The organism is Deinococcus sp. YIM 134068 (genome assembly GCF_036543075.1).
In the GTDB taxonomy this organism is placed as follows: Bacteria; Deinococcota; Deinococci; order Deinococcales; family Deinococcaceae; genus Deinococcus; species Deinococcus lichenicola.
In genome coordinates this window covers 371,810-394,459 of sequence record NZ_JAZHPF010000001.1, presented here as the reverse complement: position 1 = coordinate 394,459, position 22,650 = coordinate 371,810, and the positions used below count along the sequence as shown (strand labels likewise).

The window sequence follows — 22,650 nt, the reverse complement described above, 5'->3', positions numbered from 1 at the left end:
GGTTAAGCGCCGGAAATCAACGTTCCGCGCGTCCTCCTCGAAGGTCCCGTGCAGCGGGGATGAAGCCCAGGTTCATGCCAGAGCCACAAACGGCTCAGCCTTGCTCCGCCCCCTCGCCTCTGGCCGCCAGCACTTCCGCCTCACGTTCGGGGGTGAGAAAGGTCTTCTGCGGCGTGCCCGCGCTCCAGGCCCGCGTGTCCCGTGCCGTCGTCACCGGGTCGGTGAGGATGAGGCCCGCCGCTCGCGCCCGCTCGTTCGCCACGTCCATGAGGCCGCCCTGTTCACCGTTAGCAGGAACCCAGGCGGGCAACTCCCGCCAGCCGATGCCGTGGGCTTCCAGTGTGTCCACGTCCACCCAGGCGGGCCGAGCGTTCGACCCAGTGGCCTCCCGCGCCGCGTCCACGAACTCGCGCCAGGTCAGGCGTGGCCCGGCGAGGTTGAATACGCCCGGCACGTCCTCCTCCAGCACCGTCACGGTGAAGCGGGCGAGGTCGCGGGCGTCGATGACCTGCATGTGGTCCGAACCGTCTCCGGGCGCGAGGAAAAGACCCCCCGCCGCCACCCGGTCCACCCAGCGGGTGTAGCGTCCGGTGGGATCGTGCGGCCCGGCCACGATCTGCGGACGCATGACGGTCGCGCGGTCTCCGAACGTGTCGCGGACGATGCGCTCACAGGTGACTTTGAGCGGCCCGTAGGTCTCGCCCGTCACCTCCGTCACGTCCTCCCCGGCCTCCGGCAAGAGCGGGTCGTCCTCGCGGATGGGGTGGCGGCTTTGCTCGGCGTACACGCTCACGGTGCTGACGAACACGTAGCGGCCCACCCGCTCCCGCAACGTCCCGGCGCTCGCGCGCACCTGCCGGGGCATGTAGCCGCTCACGTCCACGCAGGCGTCCCAGGTCCGGCCCTCCAGCGCGGAGAGGCCCGCCGTGCCGCCGTCGCGGTCGCCGTGCAGCCGCTCGACCTCGCCCGGCAACTCGTCCGGCGTGCGCCCGCGCGTGAACACGCTAACTCGGTGCCCGCCCGCCAGCAACGCCTCCACGATGTGCCGCCCGACAAACTGTGTCCCACCCAGCACGAGGACGCTCAAGGTCGTCTTGGTCATGCCCCAGCATCCCACGCCGCTAGCATGTCCCCTATGGCAGGGTCGTCTTGAAGGTCCGCTTCGCCTCCGGTCGTGTCCGCGTGCGCCTCGACGATCTGGAGGTCGCGGCCCTGACACGCGGCGAGGCGCTGACGGCGCGGGTGGAGTGGCCGGGTGGTGGCTGGGCGGTCGTCCTCGACCCGGCGGCGGCGGGCTTGACCGGGACGGGCGGAACGCTGACGGTCGGGCTGCTCGGGCAGATGGACGATCTGCTCGACGAGGCGCGGGAGGGCGTCCAACTCCCCGGCCCGCCGCGCGTCAGTGTGGAGAAGGATTACGGTCCCCAACATGCCTGAGCGTGCCTTCAGCCCCTAAGCTGGGGGAGCTTGACTGTAGGGACTTGTTGTACGGCTTTGAAAGGAGTGGCGCGATGACGGACGACGGATCGCTGGCGACGGGCGGTATGACGGGCATCACCGAGGACACGCCGGGGCACGCGGGGGCACCGGGCGAGGCGGGCAGCATCGAGGGCATCTCCGCCTTCGGGGACGACACGGAGACCCCCGAGGAGGGTGACACTCCCCCCGACCTTCCCGGCACCCCGCTCGACCCCGAGGGCGGGCACGAGGAGGGCCTGATCACGGACGGGCGGGGCGGTGTGACGGGGACGAGCGACTTGTAGGGCAGGGGTCGCCAGTCGCCAGCTTCCAGTCGCCAGGAAAAGGCCCGAAGGCTCTAGCCCTCGCCCCTCCCCTCCCCCGGCGGAAGGACGCGCAGGGTGCCGTGCGGTCCCGAGCGTTCCACGCCGATCTCCGCCTCAATGGCCTGTACGACGCGGTTGACCCGGTTGGGCGACTCACCCAAAACGCGGGCGAGACTGCGGGCGGTGTACGTGTTCGGCTCGGCCTGAAGGCGCAGCAGGACGCGCACGGCGAGGCGCTCCAAGCTGGTTCCGGTGGTGCTGCTCGGCATCGTCTCCCCTCCCCTACCGCCGCACCCAGCGGCCCCCGACCTCCTCGGCCAGCCCCATGAGGTGCAGCATCACCAGCGCCGTCTGCAACTCCGGCAGGGGCAGGCCCGTCACGGCGTGCAGGTCGTCGAGGGTGGCGGGGGCCGTCAGCGCGGCGAGGACGCGGGCCTGATCGGGCGGCAGGTCGGGGAGGGGGGCGGCGGGAGCCTCGCCCCAGCCGAGTTCGGTGAGGAGGTCGGCGGCGCTTTCGGTGAGGACGGCCCCCTCACGGAGCAGGCGGTGGGGACCGGCGGCACGGGGGTCCCCGGCGCGGCCCGGCACGGCGAAGACGGTGCGCCCGCATTCGAGGGCATGGGTGGCGGTGATCAGGCTGCCGCTCCTCAGTTCGCCCTCCACAACGAGAGTGCCCGCGCTCAGGGCCGCAATGAGGCGGTTCCTCGTCGGGAAGTGGTGCTGCGCCGGACCAGTGCCGAGCGGGTACTCGCTGATCAGGGTGAGGCGCGCGGCGAGGCGTTCGTTCTCGCGCGGATAGATGTGGTTCACGGCGCTGCCGAGGACCCCGACGCTGACGCCCCCGGCCTCCACGCTCGCCTCGTGGGCGGCGGTGTCCACGCCCCGCGCGAGGCCGCTCACGACGGTCACGCCCGCCCGCGCGAGGTCGGCGGCCACGGCGCGCGTGAGGCTCAGGGCGTGGGGGCTGGCCGCCCGCGTTCCCACGATGCCGACGGCGCGGGGCACGACCGGGAAGCTGGGCAGCTCACCGCGCACCCACAGGACCGGCGGCGGGTCCCCCAGGGCGTCCAGCGCGGGCGGGTAGCCCTCCAGCCCCCGCCCAAGCAGGGTCACACCCTCCGCCCGCGCCTTGTCCAGTTCGGCCTCCGCCTGTTCCCCCGCCTTCGCCGAGCCGAGGGCCGCGAGCGACTTGGCGTCCAGGCCGGGCACCGCGCGCAGGGTCGTCAGGGGCGCGCGCAACGCCGCCTCCGCGCTCCCGAAGTGCCGCCGCAGGCTCTCGATGCGGCGCGGTCCGAGCTGTGGCGTGAAGCGCAGGGTGAGCAGGGCGCGCAACTCGGAGGCGGAGGTGTGGACGGCGGCGGTCACTGGGGCAGCATAACGGGGCGGGCGCGTTGGGGAGGAGAGATTCGTCGGGGGGATTCGGGGGGTGCGGCGTTCCGGAAGTCGGCAGAGCGTTCCCGAATCGGGAGGACGCTCCGCCCCTTCAAGTCCTGTTCTGGCAAGTCCTGTTCTGCGACCGGCGACCCTCGCCCTACCGCGACGCCACCGCCTCCCGCTCCTCCCCGAACTCCTCTTCCTCGTCGTCGCCGAGGGCCGCGCCGGGCAGGGTGAGGGTGAACTGGGCACCGCCGACCGCCTCGCCGGGGAGGGTCCCCCCTCCCCGCGCACCTCCCGCGACGAGGGTGCCGCCGTGCAGCGCCGCGATCTGGCGGGCCACACTCAGGCCGAGGCCGCTGGAGCCGCTGCCGCTCACGAAGGGGTCGAAGATGCGCTCGCCGAGTTCGGGGGGCAGGCCGGGGCCAGAGTCGCGCACCCGGAAGGTCACGTGCTCGGAGGTCTCGCACAGGGCGACGGACACCTGCCCCTCCGTCCCGGCGGCGCGGCGCGCATTGGCGAGGAGGTTGCGGAGCGCCTGCGTCAGCCGGTCGGGGTCACACAGGATCATGCCGTCCCAGTCGCCCGCGAAGGTGGTGCCGGGCACCAGCCGGTCGAGCCGCCCGCGCAGGGTCGCCGCCGGGATGAAGTGCCAGACCACCTTCATCTCCAGTTGCCCGCGCGCGAGCTGCATCAGGTCCTGCGTGGTGAAGGTCAGCTCGTCGGCGACGAGGGCCGCCCGCAGAACCTCGGGGTCTTCCGTCCGCTCGGTGGCCCGCGCGAGGCTCGCCTTGAGGACGGTGAGGGGCGCGCCGAGTTCGTGGACGATCTGCCCCAGCAGTTGCTTCTCGCGTGCCTGCCCCGCCTCGATCCGCACCAGCAGGCGGTTGAGCGCCGCGAGCAGGCGGTGAACCTCGTCCTGCCGGGCGGGCAGCGGCAGCGCCGCGAGGCTGCGGGTGGGATCGATCCGGTCGGCGAGGTCGGCGGCCCCCCCCAGGTCCGCCAGCGCCCGCCGCCCCACCCACCATCCCAGGATGAGCATCAGGACCGGCGTGGTGAGGAGCGCGAGGAGCAGGGCATTCAAGGCGCTTTGCCGGGCGTCCAGCAGCGCCTCCTCGGGCAGGGCCACCCACAGCGTCCCGAAGCCCTCCAACAGCCGGGTCGTCGTCCGCGCCGGGAAGTCGCCGAGTTGCACCGTCGCCTGCCCCTCGAAGGGAAAGGGTGCCCCCTCGTACTGCCGCAGGCTGGGCGTGGCGGCCAGCACGCGCCCGTCCTCGTCCACAATCATGGTGTAGACGCCCGTGCCGCCGGGTGACTTCCCCAGGCTCTGCCCCCGGCTCACGAACGCCTCGGCGAGACTGTCGGCCCGCTCGTTCAGGCGCGTCTGGAACTGGGTGTCCATCTGCCGCAGCAGCAGCGTCATCACGCCCAGCCCGATCACACTGATGAGGGCCAGCGCCACCAGGGTATAGACGAGCGCCAGCCGGAAGCGCAGGCTGTGACGCCACGCGACGCGGGCGGTGCGGAGGGGGGCGGGGCGGGTCATGGGGTGGCTCCGGGGAGCGGCCAGCCGCCAGCCGCCAGTCGCCAGCGAGACGGCAAGAGGGCTGCCGTGTTCTTTTGCCCCTCCCCCTTGAGGGGGGAGGCTGGGAGGGGGTGAGCGGGCGTCGCGTCCCCAGAACGTAGATTCAAACTTCCCCGTCGTCGGTCCCTCGTCGCCAGTCGCCAACCATAAGCAAAGACACACCCGCCCCGGCAGTCAGTCGCGGGGCGGGCGGGCAGAAGGGTCATGGGCGAAGTCTAGGACACGTCGGCTCAGGCTTGCAGGACATACCCGACGTTGCGGATGGTGCGGATGCGGAGGTCCGAGGCCGCCTGCTCCAGCTTCTTGCGGAGCTGCGAGATGCGGACCTCCACGGAGTTGGAGTTGGGGGTCTCCCAGCCGTACAGGTGCGACTCGATATCCGCACGGCTGAACACCCGCTCCGGCGTACGCATCATCAGCTCCAGAATGCGGGCCTCGTGTTCCGTGAGGTTCACGCTCTTGTCGTTCACCGTCAGCAGGAGGCTGCTCGTCGAGAGGCTGGTATTCCCCAGATTTACGCCCGTTCCGGCGGCGGTGCGTCTCAGCAGGGCCGTGATCCGCGCGTCGAGTTCGGGCATGGCGAAGGGCTTGGTGAGGTAGTCGTCGGCCCCCGCGTTCAGCCCCGCCACCCGCTCCTGCACGCCGCTTCTGGCCGAGAGCACGAGCACGGGCGTGCTGGAATACTGCCGGAGCGACTGCACGAGGTCGAGGCCGTCGCCGTCGGGCAGGTTGAGGTCGAGGAGGATAAGCTGGGCGGAGTGGGTGCCCAGCCAGCCTTGCGCGTCCCGCAGGGTGGAGGCGTGCTGCACGAGGTAGTCGGCGGAGAGGTATTCCTTGAGGAGCGGCCCGAGGTGCGGGTCGTCCTCCACGACGAGAATCTGGGCGAGCATTCAGCGGCCTCCTGGAAGGGGGGGAAGCGGGCGGCCCGGCCCCGACCCGGCCCGCTCGGTCGCGGCGCGCAGGCCCGGCAGCGACAGCGCCTGCCCGCTCGGCTGGGAGAGCAGGTCGAGTTTCAGGCCGTTCAGGAAGCGGGCGAGGCTCAGGCTGCCATTCGGCGTTTCCAGCGTGAGCTGCCCGCCCCGGAGGAAGCCGTCGTAGCGGCTTTGCACGCTGGGGAACAGCCCGGCGGCCTTCTCGTCGTCCTCGCGGGAGAACAGCGCCACCACCGGGCCGTTGTAATCCTTCACGAGCTGCACGGTCATGCCCTTGTCGGTCGTCTCCCCGTACCCCAGCTTCGTCTGGAGTTCGCGGTCCCAGACGATGAGCTTCAGCGCCCCCGCCGGGGCGGCGAGCGTCAGCAGCGCCAGGAGCGCGAGGATGTGGGGCAGGGTCAGTCTTCTCACGGTCACTCATCCTAAGACGCGGCAGAGGGCCACGCCTACGAACGTTCACATTAGGGTGTCAAGCTGACGCACCCATGATGCCCCGTTGGTCAGAGATTTAAGCTCAGCGGCGCTGCCCTCATCACATCGCCTCCAGCATCAGGCGGTCGGGGTTCTCCAGCAGCCGGATGACCTCCTTGCAGAAGCGCGCGGCCTCCGCTCCGTCCACGAGGCGATGGTCGAAGCTCAGCGAGAGGTACATCATGTGGGCCACGACGATCTCGTCCCGCTCATTGACGATAGGCCGCTTCTGGATGGAGTGCACGCCCAGAATCGCCGCGTCGGGCACGTTGATGATGGGGAAGGAGAACAGCGCCCCGATAGAGCCGATGTTCGTGACCGAGAAGGTGCTGCCCGCCAGCTCGTCGGGCGTGAGCTTGCCCGCCTGCGCCCGCCCCGCGAGGTCCGTCACCCCGTGCGCGAGGTCGTAGATACTCCGCGTATTCACGTCGCGCAGCACGGGCACGGTGAGGCCCGCGTCGGTGGCGACCGCCATGCCGAGGTTGTAGTACCGCTTGGTGACGATCTCGCCCGTCGCCTCGTCGAAGGAGGAGTTGAGGCTGGGGTACTTCCGCAGCGCCGCCGCGACCGCCTTGAAGATGAAGGGGAGGTACGAGAGCCTCACGCCCGCCGCCTGCGCCTCGCCCTTCACCCGGTCGCGGAACTCCACCAGCCGGGTGAGATTCACCTCGTCCACCGTCAGCGTCCGCACCGTGTAGAGGTGGCTCGCCTGCATCTGGTTGGAGATGGCCCGGCGCATCCCTCGCAGCGGCACCCGCTCCTCCAGGTGCTCGTAGCCCTTCGGCGTGCGGTACTGGACGGGGGGAACGGGGAGGCCGGAGGTGCCCTTCTGGGCGGGCGGACGGACGGGCTGGGATTCGGGGGTAGGAGCTTGTGGGGCCTGAACTTCGGCGAACTGAGCTGGAGCTGGGGGCGTGATGCGTTGACTCGCCTGCGCCGCCTGCGTGCCCTGAGCGTGGGCGTTCACGTCCTCCACCCGCACGCGCCCGTTGGGGCCGCTGCCGCGCACCTGGGCTAGGTCTACCCCGAGTTGCCGGGCGAGTTGACGCGCGGCGGGCACGGCGAGGACCCGGCCCCCGTTCTGAGGTGTGGTGGGAGGAGTTTGGATCGGAGGGGCGAGGGTGGCCGTGGCGGCCCCTCCCCGATTCCCCAGGCCGGGCACCGTCACCACCTCGTCGGAGGCGAACGCTTTGAAGAGGCTCGCGTCGTCCTCCCCGCGCGCGGCGTGGTGCCCCGCCTCCACGATGCTTCCCCCGTCGGCGGCGTCCCCGATGACCTGGGCGCGTTCTTCCTCGGCCTGCACGGGAAGGGGGGTGTTCGTCGTCTGCGCGTCGGGAGTCGGCCTCTCCCCTCCCCTGCTGGCCCCCTCCTCGTCAATCTCCGCGATGACGGCGTGGACGGCCACCACGTCCCCCTCCTGCGCGAGGCGGCGGCGCAGCACACCCGCGACGGGGCTGGGGAGTTCCACCGTCACCTTGTCGGTCATGACCTCGCACAGGGGTTGCTCCAGGGCCACGGGGTCGCCCTCGGCCACGAGCCACTTCAGGATTTCGCCCTCCACCACGCTCTCGGCGAGTTCGGGCAGCAGCACTTCTTTCATTCGGACCTCGGTGTCGGGGGGAAGCGGTCAGCCGTCAGCAGGTGCCCTGACGACCACCACTTCGGGTATGGATGTTCTAAATGACGCTCAGCATTCGGAGCACGCCGTAGACGAAGAGGATTGCCCCGAGAACCTGAATCCAGCGTTCCCCACGGGCGTAGAGCCAGGCGCTCACGCCCAGGCCGACGAACATGCCGCCGACGAGGAGGCGGGGCCAGGGTTCGGGTGCCCGGTAGGCGAGGCTGTACACGAGAAAGCCGATGGCGATGCCGATGGCACCGAGCAGGGGACGCAGGAGATCGGGTCTCATATCACGGCTAATACTGGAGCGCCCGCACGCAGGCCGCCGCGATGCGGTTGGCACCGGGCAGATATACCCGGTCCTGTACGTAGGGATAGGGCGTGTCGAAGCCCGCGACCTGCATCACGGGCGCGAGGAGTTGGTCGAACATCTGTTCCTGAATGACGTAGGCGACCTCGCCCATGAAGTTGGACGTGCGCGGGGCCTCGCTGACGAGGACGGCCCGTCCCGTCTTCTCCACACTTCGCAGCACGAGGTCGCGGTCCCACGGCATTAAGGAGCGCAGGTCGATGACCTCGGCCCGCACGCCCTCGGTGGCGAGCGCGTCGGCGGCCTTCTCCACGTCGGGCATCACGCCGCCGTACCCGATGACCGTGAGGTCGCTCCCCTCCCGGCGCACGGTACCCTTCCCGATCTCCACGGTGTAGTCGCCGTCCGGGACCTCCCCCTTCGCCGCCCGGTACAGCCGCTTCGGCTCGAAGTAGATCACCGGGTCGCCGCCGCGCACCGCCGCCCTGAGCAGGCCCTTCGCGTCGTAAGGGGTGCTCGGCATCACCACCTTCAGGCCCGGCGTGTGGGTGAAGTAGCTCTCGGGACTCTGGCTGTGGTGGTGTCCGCCCCTGACCCCTCCGCCCGACGGCGTGCGGATGACGAGTGGTGCCGTGAACTGCCCGCCCGAGCGGTAACGAATCTTGGCCGCCTGGCTGACGATCTGGTCGAAGCCCGGCCCCATGTAGTCCGCGAACTGGATTTCGGCGATGGGCCGCAGCCCCCGCACCGCCATTCCCACCGCCGCGCCGACGATGCTCGCCTCGCTGAGGGGTGTGTCGAAGACCCGCCGCTCCCCGAACTCCGCCTGAAGGCCCGCCGTCGCCAGGAAGACGCCGCCCCGCGCGCCCACGTCCTGCCCGAAGACGACCACACGCTCGTCACGGGCCAGTTCCTCGCGCATCGCCTCGGTGATGGCCTGGATGAGGTTTAGGGTACGTGGGCCGGAGGTCGCACTCGCCTGCACGCCGGGTCTGGGTTCCGTGGCGGTCATGCCCGTCCCCCCGTCTGCCCAGCTCCGGTTTGTTCAGCGCGGAGGAAGGCGGCCTGCTCGCGCAGGTGAACCGGCGTGTCCGCGTACACGTCCTCGAACATGATGCGCCAGTCGGGCTGCCCGGTCGCCTCCGCCTGCCGCACGGCCTCGTCGACCTCGCGGTGGGTGGCGGCGATCAGTCCCGAACGCTCCTCGGCGGTGATGGGGTCGCCCAGATGCTCCAGCAGCCGCTCCACGCGGGTGATCGGGTCGCGGGCCACCCAGGCGTCCACCTCCTCGCGGGTGCGGTAGTTCTTCTCGGCGTCGGCGTCGGCGTTGGAGTGCGAGCCGACCCGGTAGGTCAGGCACTCCACGAGGGCCGGTCCCTGGCCCGCCCGCACCTCCGCCGCGACGTGGCTCATGACCTCCATCACCGCCACGATGTCGTTGCCGTCCACGAGGTAGCCGGGGATGCCGTAGGCGTGCGCCTTGACGTGAATGGACGCGCTCGCCGTCTGTGCTCGCAGGGGCGTGCTGATCGCCCACTGGTTGTTCTCGCACACGAAGAGGCAGGGGGCCTGCGCGGTCGCGGCGAGGTTGACCCCGGCGTGCCAGTCACCCTCACTCGTCGCCCCGTCCCCGAAGGTGCAGACGGTGATCTCGTCCACGCCCAGATACTTCTGCGCCAGGGCGTTTCCGGCGGCGGGCGGCACCTGCGAGGCGATGGAGGAGCTGACCGACACGAAGTTCTGCCGCGCCGCCCCGAAGTGATGCGGCATCTGGCGTCCCCGGCTGGGGTCCGAGTTGGTGCCGAGGCACTGGCTGATGAGGTCGAGCAGCGGCACCCCCATCGCCAGCCCGAGGGCGTGGTCGCGGTAATACGGCCACACCCAGTCGTGGCCGACGCGGATAGACCGGGCCAGCCCGACCTGGGTCGCCTCCATGCCGCGCGACTGTGCGTAGAAGGTCGTGCGGCCCTGCCGCAGCAGGGTGACGAGTTTGCGATCGAACTCCCGCGCACGCACCATCTCGCCGTGCAGGTGCCGCAGCACCTCCGGTGTGAAGCGGGCGGGCAGTTCGCCGATTGGTTGGCCGTCTTCAGCGACCCAACGCAGTGGGTCCGACGTGAACGGCTGAATCATGCGTGGCCTCCTGAGCGAACGGGGCGCGGACCCCGCGCGGAGGTCCCACCCATCTGTCTAGCAAACGCTCGTTAGGCATTCTAACCGCTCATGCCCGTCGGCCCTACCCCTCCCCACCGTGAGCCGGGGGGGAATGGCTCCCCCTCCCCCATTGCTACACTCGCGGCCATGAGCGGCTGGAACGTCATCGTCATCGGTGGGGGACACGCGGGGCTGGAGGCTGCCTGGGCCGCCGCCAAATTCGCCCGCACGGCGCTGCTCGTCGGCAATCCGGCGACCATCGGTCGGATGCCCTGCAACCCGGCGGTTGGCGGTCCCGGCAAGAGCCAACTCGTCTTCGAGATTCAGGCCCTCGGTGGACTGATGGGTCGTCTCGCGGACGAGACCGCCATCCACACTCGCGTCCTCAACGCCAGCAAGGGACCCGCCGTGCAGTCGCTCCGGGTGCAGAACGAACGGGATGCTTACGCCGAGCGTGCTCAGGACGTAATTCTCGGACACTCCGCCATAGATGTGGTGCGAGGTGAGGCCGCCGACCTGGAACCGGACGGTCGGGGCGGTTGGTTCGTTGTCACGGCAGACGGTCGCCGCCTCGCCGCCCGTAGCGTCGTGATTGCGGCAGGGACTTTCCTGCGCGCGGTGACGTGGTACGGTCGCTCCTCCCGCGCGGAGGGTCGTCAGGGTGAGCCGCCCTCCCGCTTCCTGAGCGCACCGCTCGCCCGCGCCGGTCACGTCCTCAAGCGGTACAAGACGGGCACGCCGCCCCGCGTCCGCGCCGACTCGGTGCGCTTCGCCGACCTGCTGGAGATTCCCGCCGATCCGCAGCCGCGCGGCTTCACGGGGCGTCCCGGCCCACGCGCCACCGAGTCTCCTACCTGGCAGACCCACACCACCCCCGAGACCCACCGTCTGATCGGCGAGAACCTGCACGAGTCGCCCATGTACGCGGGGGACATTGAGGGCCTGGGACCGCGTTACTGCCCCAGCATCGAGGACAAGGTGGTGCGGTTTGCCCACCACGACCGTCACCTTCTGTTCGTGGAACCTGACGGGGTGCAGACGAGCGAGGTCTACCTTCAGGGCTTCAGCTCCAGCCTCCCGCCCCGCCTTCAGGATCAACTTGTTCGGACGTTGCCGGGCTTCGAGGGGGCGGTCATCCAGAGGTACGCCTACGCCGTGGAATACGACGTGGTGGACTCCACGGAGCTGACACTCAACTTGGAGTCGCGCCTTCTCCCCGGTGTGTTCACCGCTGGGCAAATTAACGGCACGAGCGGCTATGAGGAGGCGGCGGCGCAGGGTCTTGTGGCAGGAACGGCGGCGGCCCGGCGGGCGGCGGGTCTGGAGGAGCGTCAGATTTCACGTGAAACGGGCTACCTCGGCGTTCTCCTCGACGACCTCGTCTTCAAGGGGAGCGACGAGCCATACCGCATGATGACGAGCCGGGTGGAACACCGCCTTCTCGTGCGGCAGGACAATGCGGACGAGCGGTTGGCGGAGTTGGGGACCGAAGTCGGGCTGGTGGACGCGCCCCAGCTTCGCGCTGTCCGCGAGAAGTACGCGCGGGTGGCGGAAGGACTGCAAGCCCTCCAGACCCAGCGTGTGCAAGGGCAAACGGGTGACGCCTGGTTACGCCGTCCCGAACTGACTCTCAGCGACGTAGAAGCCCTCGGCGTTACGCTCCCAGACCTCGACGCGGAGGAACGCGGCGCTCTTGAAATCCGTGTGAAGTACGAGGGCTACATCGAACGTGCCGAGCGCCAATTGGCCGCAGAGGAGCGGGCGCGGGATGTGAATCTGCAGAACGTTGACTTCGCTGCTGTTCCCACCCTTTCGAGGGAAGCACGGGAGAAGCTTGGTCGAGTCAAACCGGAGACAGTGGCTCAGGCGGCGCGGGTGCCTGGTGTCCGTCATGCCGACATCAGCGCCCTCCTTGTTCATGTGAAGCGGACAACGGGTGTTTCACGGGAAACCTGACGGTGAAACAAATCCGCTGTTCTACACTTGGCTTGACGCTCCTCCTGTTTCACGGGAAACTCGACGGTGAAACAAGGAGGGCAATTTGAACTTTGAAGAAGGCGTCCTGCTCGGCGTGCTGATTGGGGAGGGGCATTTCGGCGGGGACGGCAAGCAGCCGCAGGTCACGGTGCGGATGCACACCCGGCACGAGCGGCTGTTCGGGCGGTTGCAGGAGTGGTGCCCCGGCTCGCGCCTGTACGGCCCCTACCATCACGGCGGGCGTAGCTACTTGCAATGGATGGCACGCGGCGACGTGTTACGTGAACGGCTCGTGCCCCTGCTCGACCGCCTGCCGCTGGAGGAGATCGACGGGCACGTCTTCGAGCGGTACCGGGCGATGAAGGAGAGGTACGGCCTGTGAAGCCCGAGAACGAGAAACTGCTCTTAGAAGCGGGAGCGGAGTTGGGCTTCGATCTCACGGCGCAGGCGGAGACGTTCGGGCGGCTGCTCGACCTGCTCGTCACGGCGTCGGCGCGGACCAACCTCACGTCGCTCCGGGATGAGTGGGCCATCGTGCTCAAGCACTTCATTGACTCGCTCACCTGCCTGCGCGGCGGCTGGCTGGACGGGGAGCAGCGGGTCCTCGACCTCGGAACGGGCGCAGGCTTCCCGGCCCTGCCGCTCGCCATCGTGCGACTGGAACTCCACATCACGGCGATGGACGCCACCCACAAGAAGGTGGAGTTCGTGGAGCGCGCGGCGCGGGAACTGGGCTTGACGAACGTGGAGCCGCTCGTCGGGCGGGCGGAGACGCTGGGGCGTCAACCGGGGCAACGCGAGGGGTACAGCCGGGTCGTCACGCGGGCGGTGGCAGCCTTGCCCATCCTCGCGGAGTTGAGCCTGCCCTTCCTGGCCTTGGGCGGTTTCCTCGTCGCACAGAAGGGGGTGCTGGACGCCGGGGAGCTGGAGGCGGGCACACGGGCGGCGGCGGAGGTCGGCGGCGACGTGCGGGCGGTGGACACCTTCACGCTGCCCGTCCTCGGCGACGCGCGGACGCTCGTGGTAATCGAGAAGACGGGGCCGACGCCCCAGCGTTACCCGCGCCGGGAGGGCGTGCCGAACAAGCAGCCGCTATTCTGGAGGGCGACGTGAGAATCCTCGGAGTCGTGAACCAGAAGGGCGGAGTGGGGAAGACGACCACCGCCATCAACCTCGCCGCATACCTGGCGGTGGGCGGACGCCGGGTGCTCCTCGTGGACATGGACCCCCAGGGGAACGCGACGAGCGGCCTCGGCCTGCGCGGGGCGGAGGAGGGGCTGTACGAGGCGCTGGGCGAGCCGGGGCGGGCGCTGGAGCTGACGGTGCCCTCGTCCCAGAGCGGGCTGGACGTGCTGCCCGCCACCCCGGACCTCGCGGGTGCGGGTGTGGAACTCGCCGACGATCCGGGGGCGTTGACTCGCCTGCTCGCACAGGTGGAGGGCTACGACCTCGTTCTGATCGACGCGCCGCCCAGCCTCGGGCCGCTGACGGTGAACGTCCTCGCCGCCGCCGACGCCCTCCTGATCCCCCTTCAGGCCGAATATTTCGCGCTGGAGGGGTTGGCGGGCCTCATGGAGACCGTCGAGCGGGTGCGCGGCGGCCTTAACCCGCGCCTGCGGGTGCTCGGCGTGGCGATCACCATGCTCGACGGGCGCACGAACCTCGGGCAGGAGGTCGAGACGATGGTGCGGCAGCACTTCGGGGACCTCGTGTTCTGGTCGGTCGTGCCGCGCAATGTCCGGCTCTCGGAGGCACCGAGCTTCGCCAAGCCGATCAACGCCTTCGCGCCCCTGTCGAGCGGGGCGGCGGCGTACAAGCGACTCGCCGAGGAGGTGATGCAGCGTGTCGAAAAAATCTAGCGGTCTGGGGCGCGGGCTGGACGCCCTGCTCGGCAAACCGCAGGCAGCGGCCCCCACGGGGAGCGCGGGGAACACGGTGCAGACCGTTCGAGTGGACCGCATCGTGCAGGCGGCGTATCAGCCCCGGCAGGTCTTCGAGCCGGAGGCGCTGGCCGAACTTGCCCAAAGCATCCGCGAGAAGGGCGTGCTGCAACCTCTCCTCGTGCGTCCGCGCGGCGAGGAGTTCGAGATCGTGGCGGGCGAGCGGCGCTGGCGGGCCTCACAGCTCGCGGGGCTGGCCGAGGTGCCCGTCATCATCCGCGACCTCGGCGACCGGGAGGCGTTGGAGATCGCCGTCATCGAGAACCTCCAGCGCGAGGACCTCGGGCCGCTGGAGGAGGCGCGGGCGTACCAGGCGCTCCTCGACCAGGGGCTGAATCAGGAGGGGGTGGCGCAGGCGGTGGGCAAGGGCCGCTCCACCGTGTCGAACGCCCTGCGGCTGCTCACGCTGCCCGAACCCGCCCTGCGCGCCCTCGACGCCGGGGAGATCAGCGCCGGACATGCCCGCGCCGTCCTCGCCCAGCCGGAGGCCGACCGCGCGTGGGCGCTCGACCAGATTCGCACCCGACGCCTGAGCGTCCGGGAGGCCGAGGCGCTGAGGCGGGAGACTAGGACCGCCGCACCCATCGCTGTCAACCCGCCCCGCCCCTTTCGGCAAGTCGAACTCGACCTCAGCCGCCGTACAGGTACGCGCGTCCGCATCACGGGCGAGGACAGGGGCCGGGTGGAACTGAACTACGCCTCCCGCGAGGAACTCGACCGAATTCTCGACCTGCTGGGCTACTCGGCGGAGTAGGGGAGAGGAAAGGGAAGGCGGGGCAGAGCATCCAAGTCTCTGCCCCGCCTTCCTTCTCTTCCCTCTTACCGCGTGCCGACCAGGAAGATGTTCGGCCAGGGGCGATAGCTGCTCTTCAACGTGTCCTGCTTGAAGGTCTGCCCGTTGCGGATGAACTTGCGCGTGACCTCCATCACGGCACCGGGGGCGGCCCAGTCCACCTGCTTGCGCTCCCCGTCGCGGAGGCTGGCGTCCCGGATCACCCGGTCGGCGGGGGCGGGCGTGGTCCTGAGGGTGCGCGGGGTACCGACCTCCACCGTGAAGTCGCGCGCCTTGCCGAACACGGAGATCGAGAGGCGCGACTCCTCGTCGTTCCACTCGCTCTGAAACCACAGCGCGCCGCCCGTGTTGTTGGCGAACTTGAGGTCGAGATAGGGCTGGTAGATCGTGGCGTCGAGGCCCTGCGGCTCGTAGTAATGGACCTGATACGAGTGGTTCTGACGCTCCAGCACGGGCAGGCCCGCGTTGTAGAGGGTGCGGAAGACCGTCGTGCTGACCTGGCAGATACCGCCGCCCAGGCCGCTCGCGGTGCGCTCCCCGGCGATCACGAGACCCGGCACGAAGCCGCCCCGCGCCGTCACCGGCCCGACGATCTGATTGAAGGAGACCATCTTGCTCTCGATCAGGCGGTCGCGGAAGCGCACGGCCCCGACATGGATATTCGTCATGCGCTCGGGGCTGCTGCCGTGATAGTTCGTCTCGCCCGTCCCCAGGTGGGCGGTAATGCCGCGCGACAGGAAATAGTCGAGCGTACGCTTCGGGGCCGCCTGCCCGGTGACGACGATATTCGCCTTCACGCCCCTCGGGTCCTTCAGCGCGGCAAGAATGTTCTCGCGGGTCCGAGCCTCGTCCACCTTCAGCCCGTTGCGCTGCACGACCGCCCAGCCGTTCCACAGGTTCTCGAAGCGGGCGTCCTGCGGGGTGCGGGGCAACTCGCTCAGGAACTTTCGCAGGTCGGCGTCGAGGCTCGGCGTGACCGTGCCGCGCGCCCGCAACTCGGCCACGCGTGGGCCGGGCAGCGTCAGCGTGCGGCTGAAGGGTACCGTCGTCTTCTTCCCGCCGACCAGCGCGGGCCACTGCGCCTCCACCGTGATCAGCAGCGGGGCGGAGGCGCGGACAGGGGCGGGCGCGGGTGTGGCCGCTGGTGCCGGAGTCAGGGCGGGCGTCGGCGTGGGTGCCGGAGTGGGTGCGGGCGTCACCGGGGCCACGGGCGCGGGCGTCGGCGCGGCGGGCACGGGGGCCGGGACTGGGGCCGGAACGGGATCGGGGGCCGGGATCGTCGGCGTGGTGGGCGCAGTCGGAAGGGGCAGCGCGGGAATGTCCACGCTCGTCTGCGCGAACGCACCTCCCAGCAACACGCTCACGAGGACGGCGGCGCTCCTATGCAACAGGGCCATGAAGGGGAGTATTTCACGGTTCTTCACGTGAAAAGTGACGGGGTACTGAGGATAAGGAGAAGTGATGGGGCGTGAGTCGCGTCTCGCTCGCCTCCTCAGCGCGGCTCAATCAGGTCACCCACCAAAGAAGACCCCTCGCCGACCGAAGAGAACGAGGGGCAACCCTCGAAGAGGGGAAGGGGAGAGGCGGGCCTCAGCGGACCAGCGGGGCGACCTCGCGCACGTCCTGAAGCTGCCGGACGATTTCGGTGACGGCGGCGGTGGCGTGGTGCCGCCCGTTCTCGATGAAGACCTGATTCGTCTTCCCCGCGAAGCCCGCCGAGCCGACCACGAAGAGGCCGGGGACGCTGCTCTCGTAATGCTCGCTCATGACCAGGCACTCGTCGGGCTGGGTGGCGAGGTTCAGGCCCGCGAGGAAGGAGAGGTCGGGGCGGTAGCCCGTCAGCGCGAAGGTGAAATGGGTGGGCAGCCGGGAGGTCGTGCCGTCCTCCCGCTGGACGAGGACGTGGCCGGGATGAATCTCCACCACCCGCGAATTGAAGTGCGCGGCGATGCTGCCCTCCTTGATGCGGTTTTCGAGGTCTGGGCGCACCCAGTATTTGATGGTGGATTTCAGCTCAGGTGCCCGCACCACCATCGTCACGTTCGCCCCGCCGCGCCACAGGTCGAGGGCCGCGTCCGCTGCCGAGTTGCCCGCCCCGATCACGGTGACGTTCAGGCCCATAAAGGGGTGAGCCTCCGTGTAGTAGTGCGAGACGTTCTCGCTGTCCTCTCCGGGGATGCCGATGTGAAGCGGGTTGTCGTAGTACCCGGTCGCCACGACCACGCGCCGTGCCTCGACGACGCCCGGCGTGCCGTCCTGCGTCTCGACCTCCAGCGTGAAGCCCGCCGGGGCCGCGTGGACCGCCGTCACTTCCGTGTACTGCCGGACGTTCAACCCTTCGCGCTGGGTGACGAGGCGGTAGTACATCAGCGCGTCGCGGCGGTCGGGCTTGTCGTGGCCCGTGACCATCGGGTGATTGCCGATCTCCAGCTCGGGGGCCGTGGTGAAGAAGGTCATGTACGTCGGGTACTCGAAGATGGCGTTCACCACGCAGCCCTTTTCGAGGACCACGTAGGTCAATCCCGCGCGCTTGCAGGCGATGGCGGCGGCGAGGCCCACCGGCCCGGCCCCCACGATGGCAACGTCGAAGAGTCCACTCATGCCCCACATTGTGTCAGAGGGACGCAAAACGGACGGTGAGGCGAGTCGGGGGGAAGCCGTCAGCGATCAGCCGTCAGCCAGGACGCGAGGGAGTTCAGCCCACGTCACCACGCACAAGCATCAGGGCGACGGTGTGGAGTGGGGCCTCGGGTGTGTCCTGCATCTGGAACTCCTCCAGCACGGTAAGGAGCCGCCGCTTGAGGTCGCCCGCCTGCTCGCGCGTGAGGCGCAGGCTACCGATGTTCAGGAGAAACGGCTCGTCCTGGTCGAAGACTTCGTTCCCCCTGCGGCTGGGTGATCCCATGCTGAGCGTGCTGCCCTCCTCGCCCTGCTCCAGCCAGAAGCCCCAGCGGTCGTCGGCGTCGCGCAGGAGGCCGATGCTCAGGCGGGTGAACCGCTCCACACGCGGGAGAATCTGACCGCCCAGAAACGCCTCCAGCGTCTCCGCCCCCGTGACCTCGTAGGGGATGAACCAGCGCGGCGGCACCCCGTAGCGTTTGACCGCCCGCCCAGCGCGCGGACGGACTTCCACGACCTCCGCGATGGCCGCCCGCTCCAATTTGCCGAGGAGGTAGTGGGCGCGTTGGAGGTTGACCGCCAATCCAGCCGCCGCCTCACTCGCCGTATGGGGCGATTGCATGAGGAGGCTGAGGAGCGGGCGTAGCTCCACGTCCAGCAGCAGGGCGGCCTGCGTGCTGTCTGCCACTCTCGGCGCTTCCCCGGACATTGAACCAGCTTAGGAGGTTCCTACTTCAAACGGCGCATGTTCCTTCGAGGAGTCCCTACCCATACTCGACCCATGCAGCCGACGACCTTACGAAACCGCAATTTCGCCCTGTGGCTGGTCGCCTCGGGGCAGTCGCAGTTCGGCTCGGCGCTCGCCTCGGTCGCGCTGAGTTTTCTCGTGCTGGAGCAGACGGGTTCGGCGGGAAAGATGGCCTTAACGCTCGCCTGCGCCGTCGCGCCCAACCTGCTGATGCCTTTCGCTGGGGCGCTGGTGGACCGGGTGAACCTCAAGCTGCCCCTGATCGGGGCGGATGTGGCGCGTGGCCTGCTCCAGCTTCTCGTCGGCGGGCTGGCGCTCGCGTGGGGCGAGGTGCCGCTGTGGGTGGTGAACGGGGCCGCCGTGCTGATGGGCCTCGCGGGCATCTTCGCGGGTCCCGCCAGCAGCGCCGCCGCCCCCAGCCTCGTGCCGCCCGCCGACCTCGCCCGAGCAAACGGCCTAATCGGTGGCGTGGGACAGGGGGCGTAGCTCGTGGGCACACTGGCCGGGGGCTGGATCGTGGCCGTCTTCTCGCCGCCCGTCGCCATCGTGCTCGACGGGCTGAGCTTCCTCGCTATGGCGGCCCTGCTGCTGGCGGTGCGGCTGCCGGGGAGAGGAGCGAACGTCGGTCCCCGTCCGAGTGTGGTGACTGACGTGGTGAGCGGCCTGCGCCTGATGCGCCGTTCCCGCGTGCTGACGCTGGTGCCCGTCATCGGCTTCGTCCTGAACGCGACCCTGGCCCCCGTGACGGTCATCACGCCGAAGCTGATGGAGACGCTGGGGGCGGGCGCGAAGGGCTACGGCCTCTTCCTCGCGCTGGAGAGCGGGGGGATGCTCCTCTCCGGCGCACTCATCGCCGTCCTCGGCAACCGCCTCCCGCCCCGCCGCGCGACCGCCGCCGGACTCGTCCTCGCCGCCCTCGTCTACGCGGTGATGTGGTGGCGGCCCGCCTTGCCCGTGCTGCTGACCTGCGCGGTGGTGCTGGGCTTCGCCTTCGGCATCCTGAATACGCCGCTGAACACGTTGATGCAGCGCATGGTGCCCGCCGAGTACCTGGGCCGCGTCTTCAGCGTGCTGGGCACCGGGGCCACGCTGGGAATGCCGCTGAGCCTGCTCCTCCTCTCTCCGCTGCTCGACCGCACGGCTCCGGCCCTGTGGTTTGGCGTCGCCTCGGTCCTGATGCTCGGTGGTGCCCTCGCCTGGATACTCGTCGCCCTGTCGGAGCGCGTGACGCCGGACCTGCGTGCCCCCACCCCTGTTCCCGGCCCCGTGACCACCGCCGCCGATTAGACTCGGCGCATGACCACCAGCACGACGACGCGCACCGAGTCCGACACGATGGGCACGCTTGAAGTCGCCGCCGACCGCCTCTGGGGCGCACAGACCGAACGCTCCATCCACAACTTCCCGATTGGCCGTGACACCTTCGTGTGGGGTCGTCCGGTCATCCGCTCGCTCGGCATCCTGAAAAAAGGTGCGGCGCAGGCGAACGCGGAGTTAGGCGAGCTGCCGCAGGAGGTGGCCGACCTCATCGTGCGGGCCGCCGACGAGGTGATCGCCGGGCAACTCGACGACCACTTCCCCCTCGTCGTCTTCCAGACGGGTTCGGGCACCCAGAGCAACATGAACGCGAACGAGGTCATCTCCAACCGCGCCATTCAGCTCGCGGGCGGCGAGATGGGCAGCAAGAAGCCCGTCCACCCCAACGACCACGTGAACCGGGGCCAGAGCAGCAACGACACCTTCCCGACCGCCATGCACATCGCCGTCGTGCTGGAGCTGAACGAACGGCTGTACGGCAGCGTCGGCAAGTTGCGCGATACGCTGGCGGCGAAGGCCGAGCAGTACCGAGACCTCGTGAAGGTGGGGCGCACCCACCTGCAAGACGCCACGCCCATCACCCTCGGGCAGGAGATCGGCGGCTGGGTGGCGCAACTCGACTACGCGCTCGCGGAGGTGAAGCACGCCGAGACGGGCCTGTATGATCTCGCTATCGGGGGAACGGCGGTAGGCACGGGTCTGAACGCGCACCCGCAGTTCGGCGACCTCGCCGCGCGGAAGTACGAGGCCGAGACCGGCTTCCCCTTCCGGTCCGCCGAGAACAAGTTCGCCGCCCTCTCGGCCCACGACGCCCTCGTCCAGACCTCGGCGGCGCTGCGGACGCTCTCGGGCGCGCTGATGAAGATGGCGAACGACGTGCGCTGGCTCGCCTCCGGCCCGCGCAACGGCATCGGGGAAATCGTGATTCCCGAGAACGAACCCGGCTCCTCCATCATGCCCGGCAAGGTGAACCCCACCCAATCCGAGGCGCTGACGATGGTCGCCACCCGCGTCTTCGGCAACGACGCGACCGTGGCCTTTGCGGGGTCGCAGGGCAACTTTCAGCTCAACGTCTTCAAGCCCGTGATGGTCCACGCCGTGCTGGAGAGCATCCGCCTCATCTCGGACGCCTCCCTCGCCTTCAACGACAACTGCGCGGTAGGCATCGAGCCGAACTTCGAGAAGATCGAGCACAACCTCTCGATCAACCTCATGCAGGTCACGGCCCTGAACAAGCACATCGGCTATGACAAGGCCGCCGCCATCGCCAAAAAGGCCCACAAGGAGGGCAGCAGCCTTAAGGACGCGGCGCTCTCGCTGGGCTACGTGACCCCCGAGGAGTTCGACGCCTGGGTGGTGCCGCTGGAGATGACGCGGAGCTGAGGTCGCATGGTCCAACTCTTTCGGCGGACGAGCCGGAACCGAACCTCCTAACTCTCGGCCCCGACCACCGCCTGCACGCGACCCACCTGCCCGCTCGTGAGGCGGACCTTGATGCCGTGCGGATGGGTGGCTGAGCGGGTCAGAAGCTGCGCCACCACGCCGCGCGTGAGCCTGCCCGTGAGCTGATCTTGCTTCTGCACGATGTCCACGGTCACGCCGGGGCGAATCTGGGAGCGGGAAGGGGTCATGGGGGGAGGATAGGGGAGAGAAGGTGGACGGCAAGGTTCCTCCTCACCACTCGTTCGCCTTGAACACTCGCCGCGCTGTCTCACGCCGCAGGTCTTCGTCTGTCCCTGCATTCTCGCCGTACACGCGATTGAGCGCCGCCGTCACGTCCTCCCCACGGTGCCGCTCCAGATACTCCCGCAGGGCAGCCCGCCAAAGCTCACTGCGGCTGAGGCCCAGCTTCCGGGCCAACGCCTCGGCCTCGGCGAAGGTCTGCTCGTCCAGGGAGATGGAGACGCGCACGGGAGGGATATGAAGCGGCAACGCCGAACCTTACAGCCACCGCCCCTGATCCGCCCACGCCTCCAGCCGCTCCAGATCGTCCGGCACCGCGTACAGGCACACCCCGAGCTGATCGCCCATGCTGAACGCCGCGCCCCGGCAGACCACCCGCCCGCGCTCCACGCTCGCCCCCCACGCCAGCGTGAACGACCCGGCAGACGACGGTGCCCCGTGGTCCCCCTCCACCGCCGCCAGCATCCGCTCGGGCGTCGCCTCCCGCACGTCATGGCGCATTCGGAACCACCGATACCCCGCGTCCTGCACCAGCACCACGCGCCCCCACCGGGGTTCGCCCAGCAACTCCCCAGTCAGGGACAGCCACCACGCCCGCACGCCGGGCGGCACGTCCAGATGGCCGTTGGGCCGCGACTCCGCCGCCCAGATGCAGGAGAGGCGGGCGTCGGGGGGAGGGTGGATGCGGGCGAGGGCGTAGCGGAGGTCGGGTGGAGAAGGGGCTTGAAAAGAAGGTGCCAAGATTCCCTCACCAAAAATTTGATCGCTCCTAATTACTCAGAGACCCCTTCTTGCCGAGCTGCTGAATAGTTTCTGTGAGCTTTTTGATGTCGCCCAAAGTGGCAACATTCAATGCCCTCTTACCCGCTTCTCTCTCACTCAATAAACTGTAATTTATTACAGAAGACCTATATTCTCTGTACAAAGAGAGGGCGGCAGAGTTAACAGAGTTGTAATAGAACGCAAACAAAAACATACTGGCTGTCATAACATATGCTATGAGCCTTATAGATTTTGGATTCGAGAAGTCAACGGCAGCCTCTATACTAATTCTAGTCAATACCGCAACATATGTCCACACAACCCAGCTATTGTGATTGGAAAACCCGGCAGCAACAATCTCAGTGAATGCCGAGGCAACCGCTTTAGAGTAGCTGCCACTTAGTGACGATAAAACAGCCGCAAAACCGATTGGCTTTAATCCTGCTGTAAAAAAGTATACCAACAATCCTGTAACAATGGACACCGCCCATGTACTATTCGCCAACTCCTTAATATTTTTCACTAATAAACGCTCCATTTATATAGGACGCGACCTGAATTATATAAACATATCGAAGAG

27 protein-coding genes are annotated in these 22,650 nt (G+C 68.8%); 10 read left to right on the top strand and 17 right to left on the bottom strand.

Features of this window, described 5'->3' with window-relative positions; genetic code table 11:
- Positions 1-94: 94 nt before the first annotated feature.
- The gene (locus tag V3W47_RS02130) at positions 95-1,102 is read right to left on the bottom strand and encodes an NAD-dependent epimerase/dehydratase family protein (protein ID WP_331823495.1); all 1,008 of its coding nucleotides are present in this window, start codon (positions 1,100-1,102) and stop codon (positions 95-97) included.
- Positions 1,103-1,149: 47 nt separating this feature from the next.
- Here V3W47_RS02130 and V3W47_RS02125 point away from each other — a divergent pair, with 47 nt between their 5' ends.
- Both V3W47_RS02125 and V3W47_RS02120 read left to right on the top strand, forming a co-directional pair.
- The gene (locus V3W47_RS02125) at positions 1,150-1,437 is read left to right on the top strand and encodes a hypothetical protein (RefSeq protein ID WP_331823494.1); all 288 of its coding nucleotides are present in this window, start codon (positions 1,150-1,152) and stop codon (positions 1,435-1,437) included.
- Between the two features lie 74 nt (positions 1,438-1,511).
- Entirely contained in the window at positions 1,512-1,763 is a 252-nt protein-coding gene (locus V3W47_RS02120) for a hypothetical protein (protein ID WP_331823493.1), read from the top strand.
- Positions 1,764-1,816: 53 nt separating this feature from the next.
- On the opposite strand, the gene V3W47_RS02115 is transcribed toward V3W47_RS02120, so the two are convergent.
- From V3W47_RS02115 to V3W47_RS02075, 9 genes are all read right to left on the bottom strand, one after another.
- Positions 1,817-2,053: a hypothetical protein gene (locus tag V3W47_RS02115; protein ID WP_331823492.1), complete on the bottom strand. Its 237-nt coding sequence runs from the start codon at positions 2,051-2,053 to the stop codon at positions 1,817-1,819.
- 13 nt (positions 2,054-2,066) lie between these two features.
- On the bottom strand, positions 2,067-3,149 hold the full coding sequence (dprA, locus tag V3W47_RS02110) for a DNA-processing protein DprA (RefSeq protein ID WP_331823491.1): 1,083 nt from the start codon (positions 3,147-3,149) through the stop codon (positions 2,067-2,069).
- A gap of 166 nt (positions 3,150-3,315) precedes the next feature.
- A complete protein-coding gene (locus V3W47_RS02105; protein WP_331823490.1) occupies positions 3,316-4,704 on the bottom strand; it encodes a sensor histidine kinase in 1,389 nt (462 codons plus the stop codon).
- A gap of 269 nt (positions 4,705-4,973) precedes the next feature.
- Positions 4,974-5,633 carry a response regulator transcription factor gene (locus tag V3W47_RS02100; RefSeq protein WP_331823489.1) on the bottom strand — a complete coding sequence of 220 codons (660 nt, stop codon included), beginning with the start codon at positions 5,631-5,633 and terminating at the stop codon, positions 4,974-4,976.
- Positions 5,634-6,086: a hypothetical protein gene (locus V3W47_RS02095; RefSeq protein ID WP_331823488.1), complete on the bottom strand. Its 453-nt coding sequence runs from the start codon at positions 6,084-6,086 to the stop codon at positions 5,634-5,636.
- A gap of 121 nt (positions 6,087-6,207) precedes the next feature.
- The gene (locus tag V3W47_RS02090; RefSeq protein ID WP_331823487.1) at positions 6,208-7,746 is read right to left on the bottom strand and encodes a dihydrolipoamide acetyltransferase family protein; all 1,539 of its coding nucleotides are present in this window, start codon (positions 7,744-7,746) and stop codon (positions 6,208-6,210) included.
- A gap of 76 nt (positions 7,747-7,822) precedes the next feature.
- A complete protein-coding gene (locus tag V3W47_RS02085; protein ID WP_331823486.1) occupies positions 7,823-8,056 on the bottom strand; it encodes a hypothetical protein in 234 nt (77 codons plus the stop codon).
- A 7-nt stretch (positions 8,057-8,063) separates the two neighbouring features.
- Complete coding sequence (locus tag V3W47_RS02080) at positions 8,064-9,089, bottom strand: alpha-ketoacid dehydrogenase subunit beta (RefSeq protein ID WP_331823485.1); 1,026 nt, start codon at positions 9,087-9,089, stop codon at positions 8,064-8,066.
- A complete protein-coding gene (locus V3W47_RS02075) occupies positions 9,086-10,210 on the bottom strand; it encodes a thiamine pyrophosphate-dependent dehydrogenase E1 component subunit alpha (protein ID WP_331823484.1) in 1,125 nt (374 codons plus the stop codon). The genes V3W47_RS02080 and V3W47_RS02075 overlap by 4 nt, the downstream gene beginning before the upstream one ends.
- A gap of 168 nt (positions 10,211-10,378) precedes the next feature.
- Between V3W47_RS02075 and mnmG the strand changes: the two genes are divergently transcribed.
- The 5 genes from mnmG (at position 10,379) to V3W47_RS02050 (ending at position 14,902) form a co-directional block, all read left to right on the top strand.
- Positions 10,379-12,187, top strand: coding sequence for a tRNA uridine-5-carboxymethylaminomethyl(34) synthesis enzyme MnmG (mnmG, locus tag V3W47_RS02070; protein ID WP_331823483.1), 1,809 nt, complete (start codon positions 10,379-10,381; stop codon positions 12,185-12,187).
- Between the two features lie 85 nt (positions 12,188-12,272).
- Positions 12,273-12,590, top strand: a complete 318-nt coding sequence (locus V3W47_RS02065; protein WP_331823482.1) for a hypothetical protein — start codon at positions 12,273-12,275, stop codon at positions 12,588-12,590.
- Entirely contained in the window at positions 12,587-13,321 is a 735-nt protein-coding gene (rsmG, locus tag V3W47_RS02060) for a 16S rRNA (guanine(527)-N(7))-methyltransferase RsmG (protein WP_331823481.1), read from the top strand. The genes V3W47_RS02065 and rsmG overlap by 4 nt, the downstream gene beginning before the upstream one ends.
- Positions 13,318-14,067, top strand: coding sequence for a ParA family protein (locus V3W47_RS02055; RefSeq protein ID WP_331823480.1), 750 nt, complete (start codon positions 13,318-13,320; stop codon positions 14,065-14,067). Before rsmG ends, V3W47_RS02055 begins: the two co-directional genes overlap by 4 nt.
- Positions 14,051-14,902, top strand: a complete 852-nt coding sequence (locus tag V3W47_RS02050) for a ParB/RepB/Spo0J family partition protein (RefSeq protein WP_331823479.1) — start codon at positions 14,051-14,053, stop codon at positions 14,900-14,902. Before V3W47_RS02055 ends, V3W47_RS02050 begins: the two co-directional genes overlap by 17 nt.
- Before the next feature lie 65 nt (positions 14,903-14,967).
- Here the strand turns inward: V3W47_RS02050 and V3W47_RS02045 are convergent, their stop codons facing one another.
- The 3 genes from V3W47_RS02045 to V3W47_RS02035 all read right to left on the bottom strand — a co-directional run bounded on the left by V3W47_RS02045 (position 14,968) and on the right by V3W47_RS02035 (position 18,248).
- On the bottom strand, positions 14,968-16,338 hold the full coding sequence (locus V3W47_RS02045; RefSeq protein ID WP_331823478.1) for a VanW family protein: 1,371 nt from the start codon (positions 16,336-16,338) through the stop codon (positions 14,968-14,970).
- A gap of 193 nt (positions 16,339-16,531) precedes the next feature.
- Entirely contained in the window at positions 16,532-17,542 is a 1,011-nt protein-coding gene (locus tag V3W47_RS02040; protein ID WP_331823477.1) for a YpdA family putative bacillithiol disulfide reductase, read from the bottom strand.
- 94 nt (positions 17,543-17,636) lie between these two features.
- Positions 17,637-18,248: an ArsR family transcriptional regulator gene (locus tag V3W47_RS02035; protein WP_331823476.1), complete on the bottom strand. Its 612-nt coding sequence runs from the start codon at positions 18,246-18,248 to the stop codon at positions 17,637-17,639.
- A gap of 93 nt (positions 18,249-18,341) precedes the next feature.
- Here V3W47_RS02035 and V3W47_RS02030 point away from each other — a divergent pair, with 93 nt between their 5' ends.
- From V3W47_RS02030 to fumC, 3 genes are read left to right on the top strand one after another with little or no spacing between them, the layout of a single operon-like run.
- Positions 18,342-18,794: an MFS transporter gene (locus tag V3W47_RS02030; protein ID WP_331823475.1), complete on the top strand. Its 453-nt coding sequence runs from the start codon at positions 18,342-18,344 to the stop codon at positions 18,792-18,794.
- Positions 18,795-18,797: 3 nt separating this feature from the next.
- Positions 18,798-19,595, top strand: a complete 798-nt coding sequence (locus V3W47_RS02025) for an MFS transporter (RefSeq protein WP_331823474.1) — start codon at positions 18,798-18,800, stop codon at positions 19,593-19,595.
- Positions 19,596-19,604: 9 nt separating this feature from the next.
- Positions 19,605-21,008: a class II fumarate hydratase gene (fumC, locus tag V3W47_RS02020; RefSeq protein ID WP_331823473.1), complete on the top strand. Its 1,404-nt coding sequence runs from the start codon at positions 19,605-19,607 to the stop codon at positions 21,006-21,008.
- A 47-nt stretch (positions 21,009-21,055) separates the two neighbouring features.
- Here the strand turns inward: fumC and V3W47_RS02015 are convergent, their stop codons facing one another.
- The 4 genes from V3W47_RS02015 to V3W47_RS02000 are packed head-to-tail and all read right to left on the bottom strand — an operon-like array spanning position 21,056 to position 22,608.
- Entirely contained in the window at positions 21,056-21,256 is a 201-nt protein-coding gene (locus tag V3W47_RS02015) for a YwbE family protein (protein ID WP_331823472.1), read from the bottom strand.
- A 43-nt stretch (positions 21,257-21,299) separates the two neighbouring features.
- Complete coding sequence (locus V3W47_RS02010; protein ID WP_331823471.1) at positions 21,300-21,536, bottom strand: CopG family ribbon-helix-helix protein; 237 nt, start codon at positions 21,534-21,536, stop codon at positions 21,300-21,302.
- Positions 21,537-21,566: 30 nt separating this feature from the next.
- A complete protein-coding gene (locus tag V3W47_RS02005; protein ID WP_331823470.1) occupies positions 21,567-22,049 on the bottom strand; it encodes a hypothetical protein in 483 nt (160 codons plus the stop codon).
- 28 nt (positions 22,050-22,077) lie between these two features.
- Positions 22,078-22,608: a hypothetical protein gene (locus V3W47_RS02000; protein WP_331823469.1), complete on the bottom strand. Its 531-nt coding sequence runs from the start codon at positions 22,606-22,608 to the stop codon at positions 22,078-22,080.
- Positions 22,609-22,650 lie beyond the last annotated feature (42 nt).

What these genes read in the sequence shown, in the direction of transcription:
- V3W47_RS02100 (WP_331823489.1), bottom strand. Translation starts at nt 5,633, where the DNA reads ATGCTCGCCCAGATTCTCGTCGTGGAGGACGACCCGCACCTCGGGCCG.
- V3W47_RS02075 (WP_331823484.1), bottom strand. Translation starts at nt 10,210, where the DNA reads ATGATTCAGCCGTTCACGTCGGACCCACTGCGTTGGGTCGCTGAAGAC.
- V3W47_RS02015 (WP_331823472.1), bottom strand. Translation starts at nt 21,256, where the DNA reads ATGACCCCTTCCCGCTCCCAGATTCGCCCCGGCGTGACCGTGGACATC.
- V3W47_RS02045 (WP_331823478.1), bottom strand. Translation starts at nt 16,338, where the DNA reads ATGGCCCTGTTGCATAGGAGCGCCGCCGTCCTCGTGAGCGTGTTGCTG.
- V3W47_RS02115 (WP_331823492.1), bottom strand. Translation starts at nt 2,053, where the DNA reads ATGCCGAGCAGCACCACCGGAACCAGCTTGGAGCGCCTCGCCGTGCGC.
- V3W47_RS02130 (WP_331823495.1), bottom strand. Translation starts at nt 1,102, where the DNA reads ATGACCAAGACGACCTTGAGCGTCCTCGTGCTGGGTGGGACACAGTTT.
- V3W47_RS02090 (WP_331823487.1), bottom strand. Translation starts at nt 7,746, where the DNA reads ATGAAAGAAGTGCTGCTGCCCGAACTCGCCGAGAGCGTGGTGGAGGGC.
- V3W47_RS02105 (WP_331823490.1), bottom strand. Translation starts at nt 4,704, where the DNA reads ATGACCCGCCCCGCCCCCCTCCGCACCGCCCGCGTCGCGTGGCGTCAC.
- V3W47_RS02080 (WP_331823485.1), bottom strand. Translation starts at nt 9,089, where the DNA reads ATGACCGCCACGGAACCCAGACCCGGCGTGCAGGCGAGTGCGACCTCC.
- V3W47_RS02120 (WP_331823493.1), top strand. Translation starts at nt 1,512, where the DNA reads ATGACGGACGACGGATCGCTGGCGACGGGCGGTATGACGGGCATCACC.
- V3W47_RS02040 (WP_331823477.1), bottom strand. Translation starts at nt 17,542, where the DNA reads ATGAGTGGACTCTTCGACGTTGCCATCGTGGGGGCCGGGCCGGTGGGC.
- V3W47_RS02000 (WP_331823469.1), bottom strand. Translation starts at nt 22,608, where the DNA reads ATGGAGCGTTTATTAGTGAAAAATATTAAGGAGTTGGCGAATAGTACA.
- V3W47_RS02030 (WP_331823475.1), top strand. Translation starts at nt 18,342, where the DNA reads ATGCAGCCGACGACCTTACGAAACCGCAATTTCGCCCTGTGGCTGGTC.
- mnmG (WP_331823483.1), top strand. Translation starts at nt 10,379, where the DNA reads ATGAGCGGCTGGAACGTCATCGTCATCGGTGGGGGACACGCGGGGCTG.
- V3W47_RS02085 (WP_331823486.1), bottom strand. Translation starts at nt 8,056, where the DNA reads ATGAGACCCGATCTCCTGCGTCCCCTGCTCGGTGCCATCGGCATCGCC.
- fumC (WP_331823473.1), top strand. Translation starts at nt 19,605, where the DNA reads ATGACCACCAGCACGACGACGCGCACCGAGTCCGACACGATGGGCACG.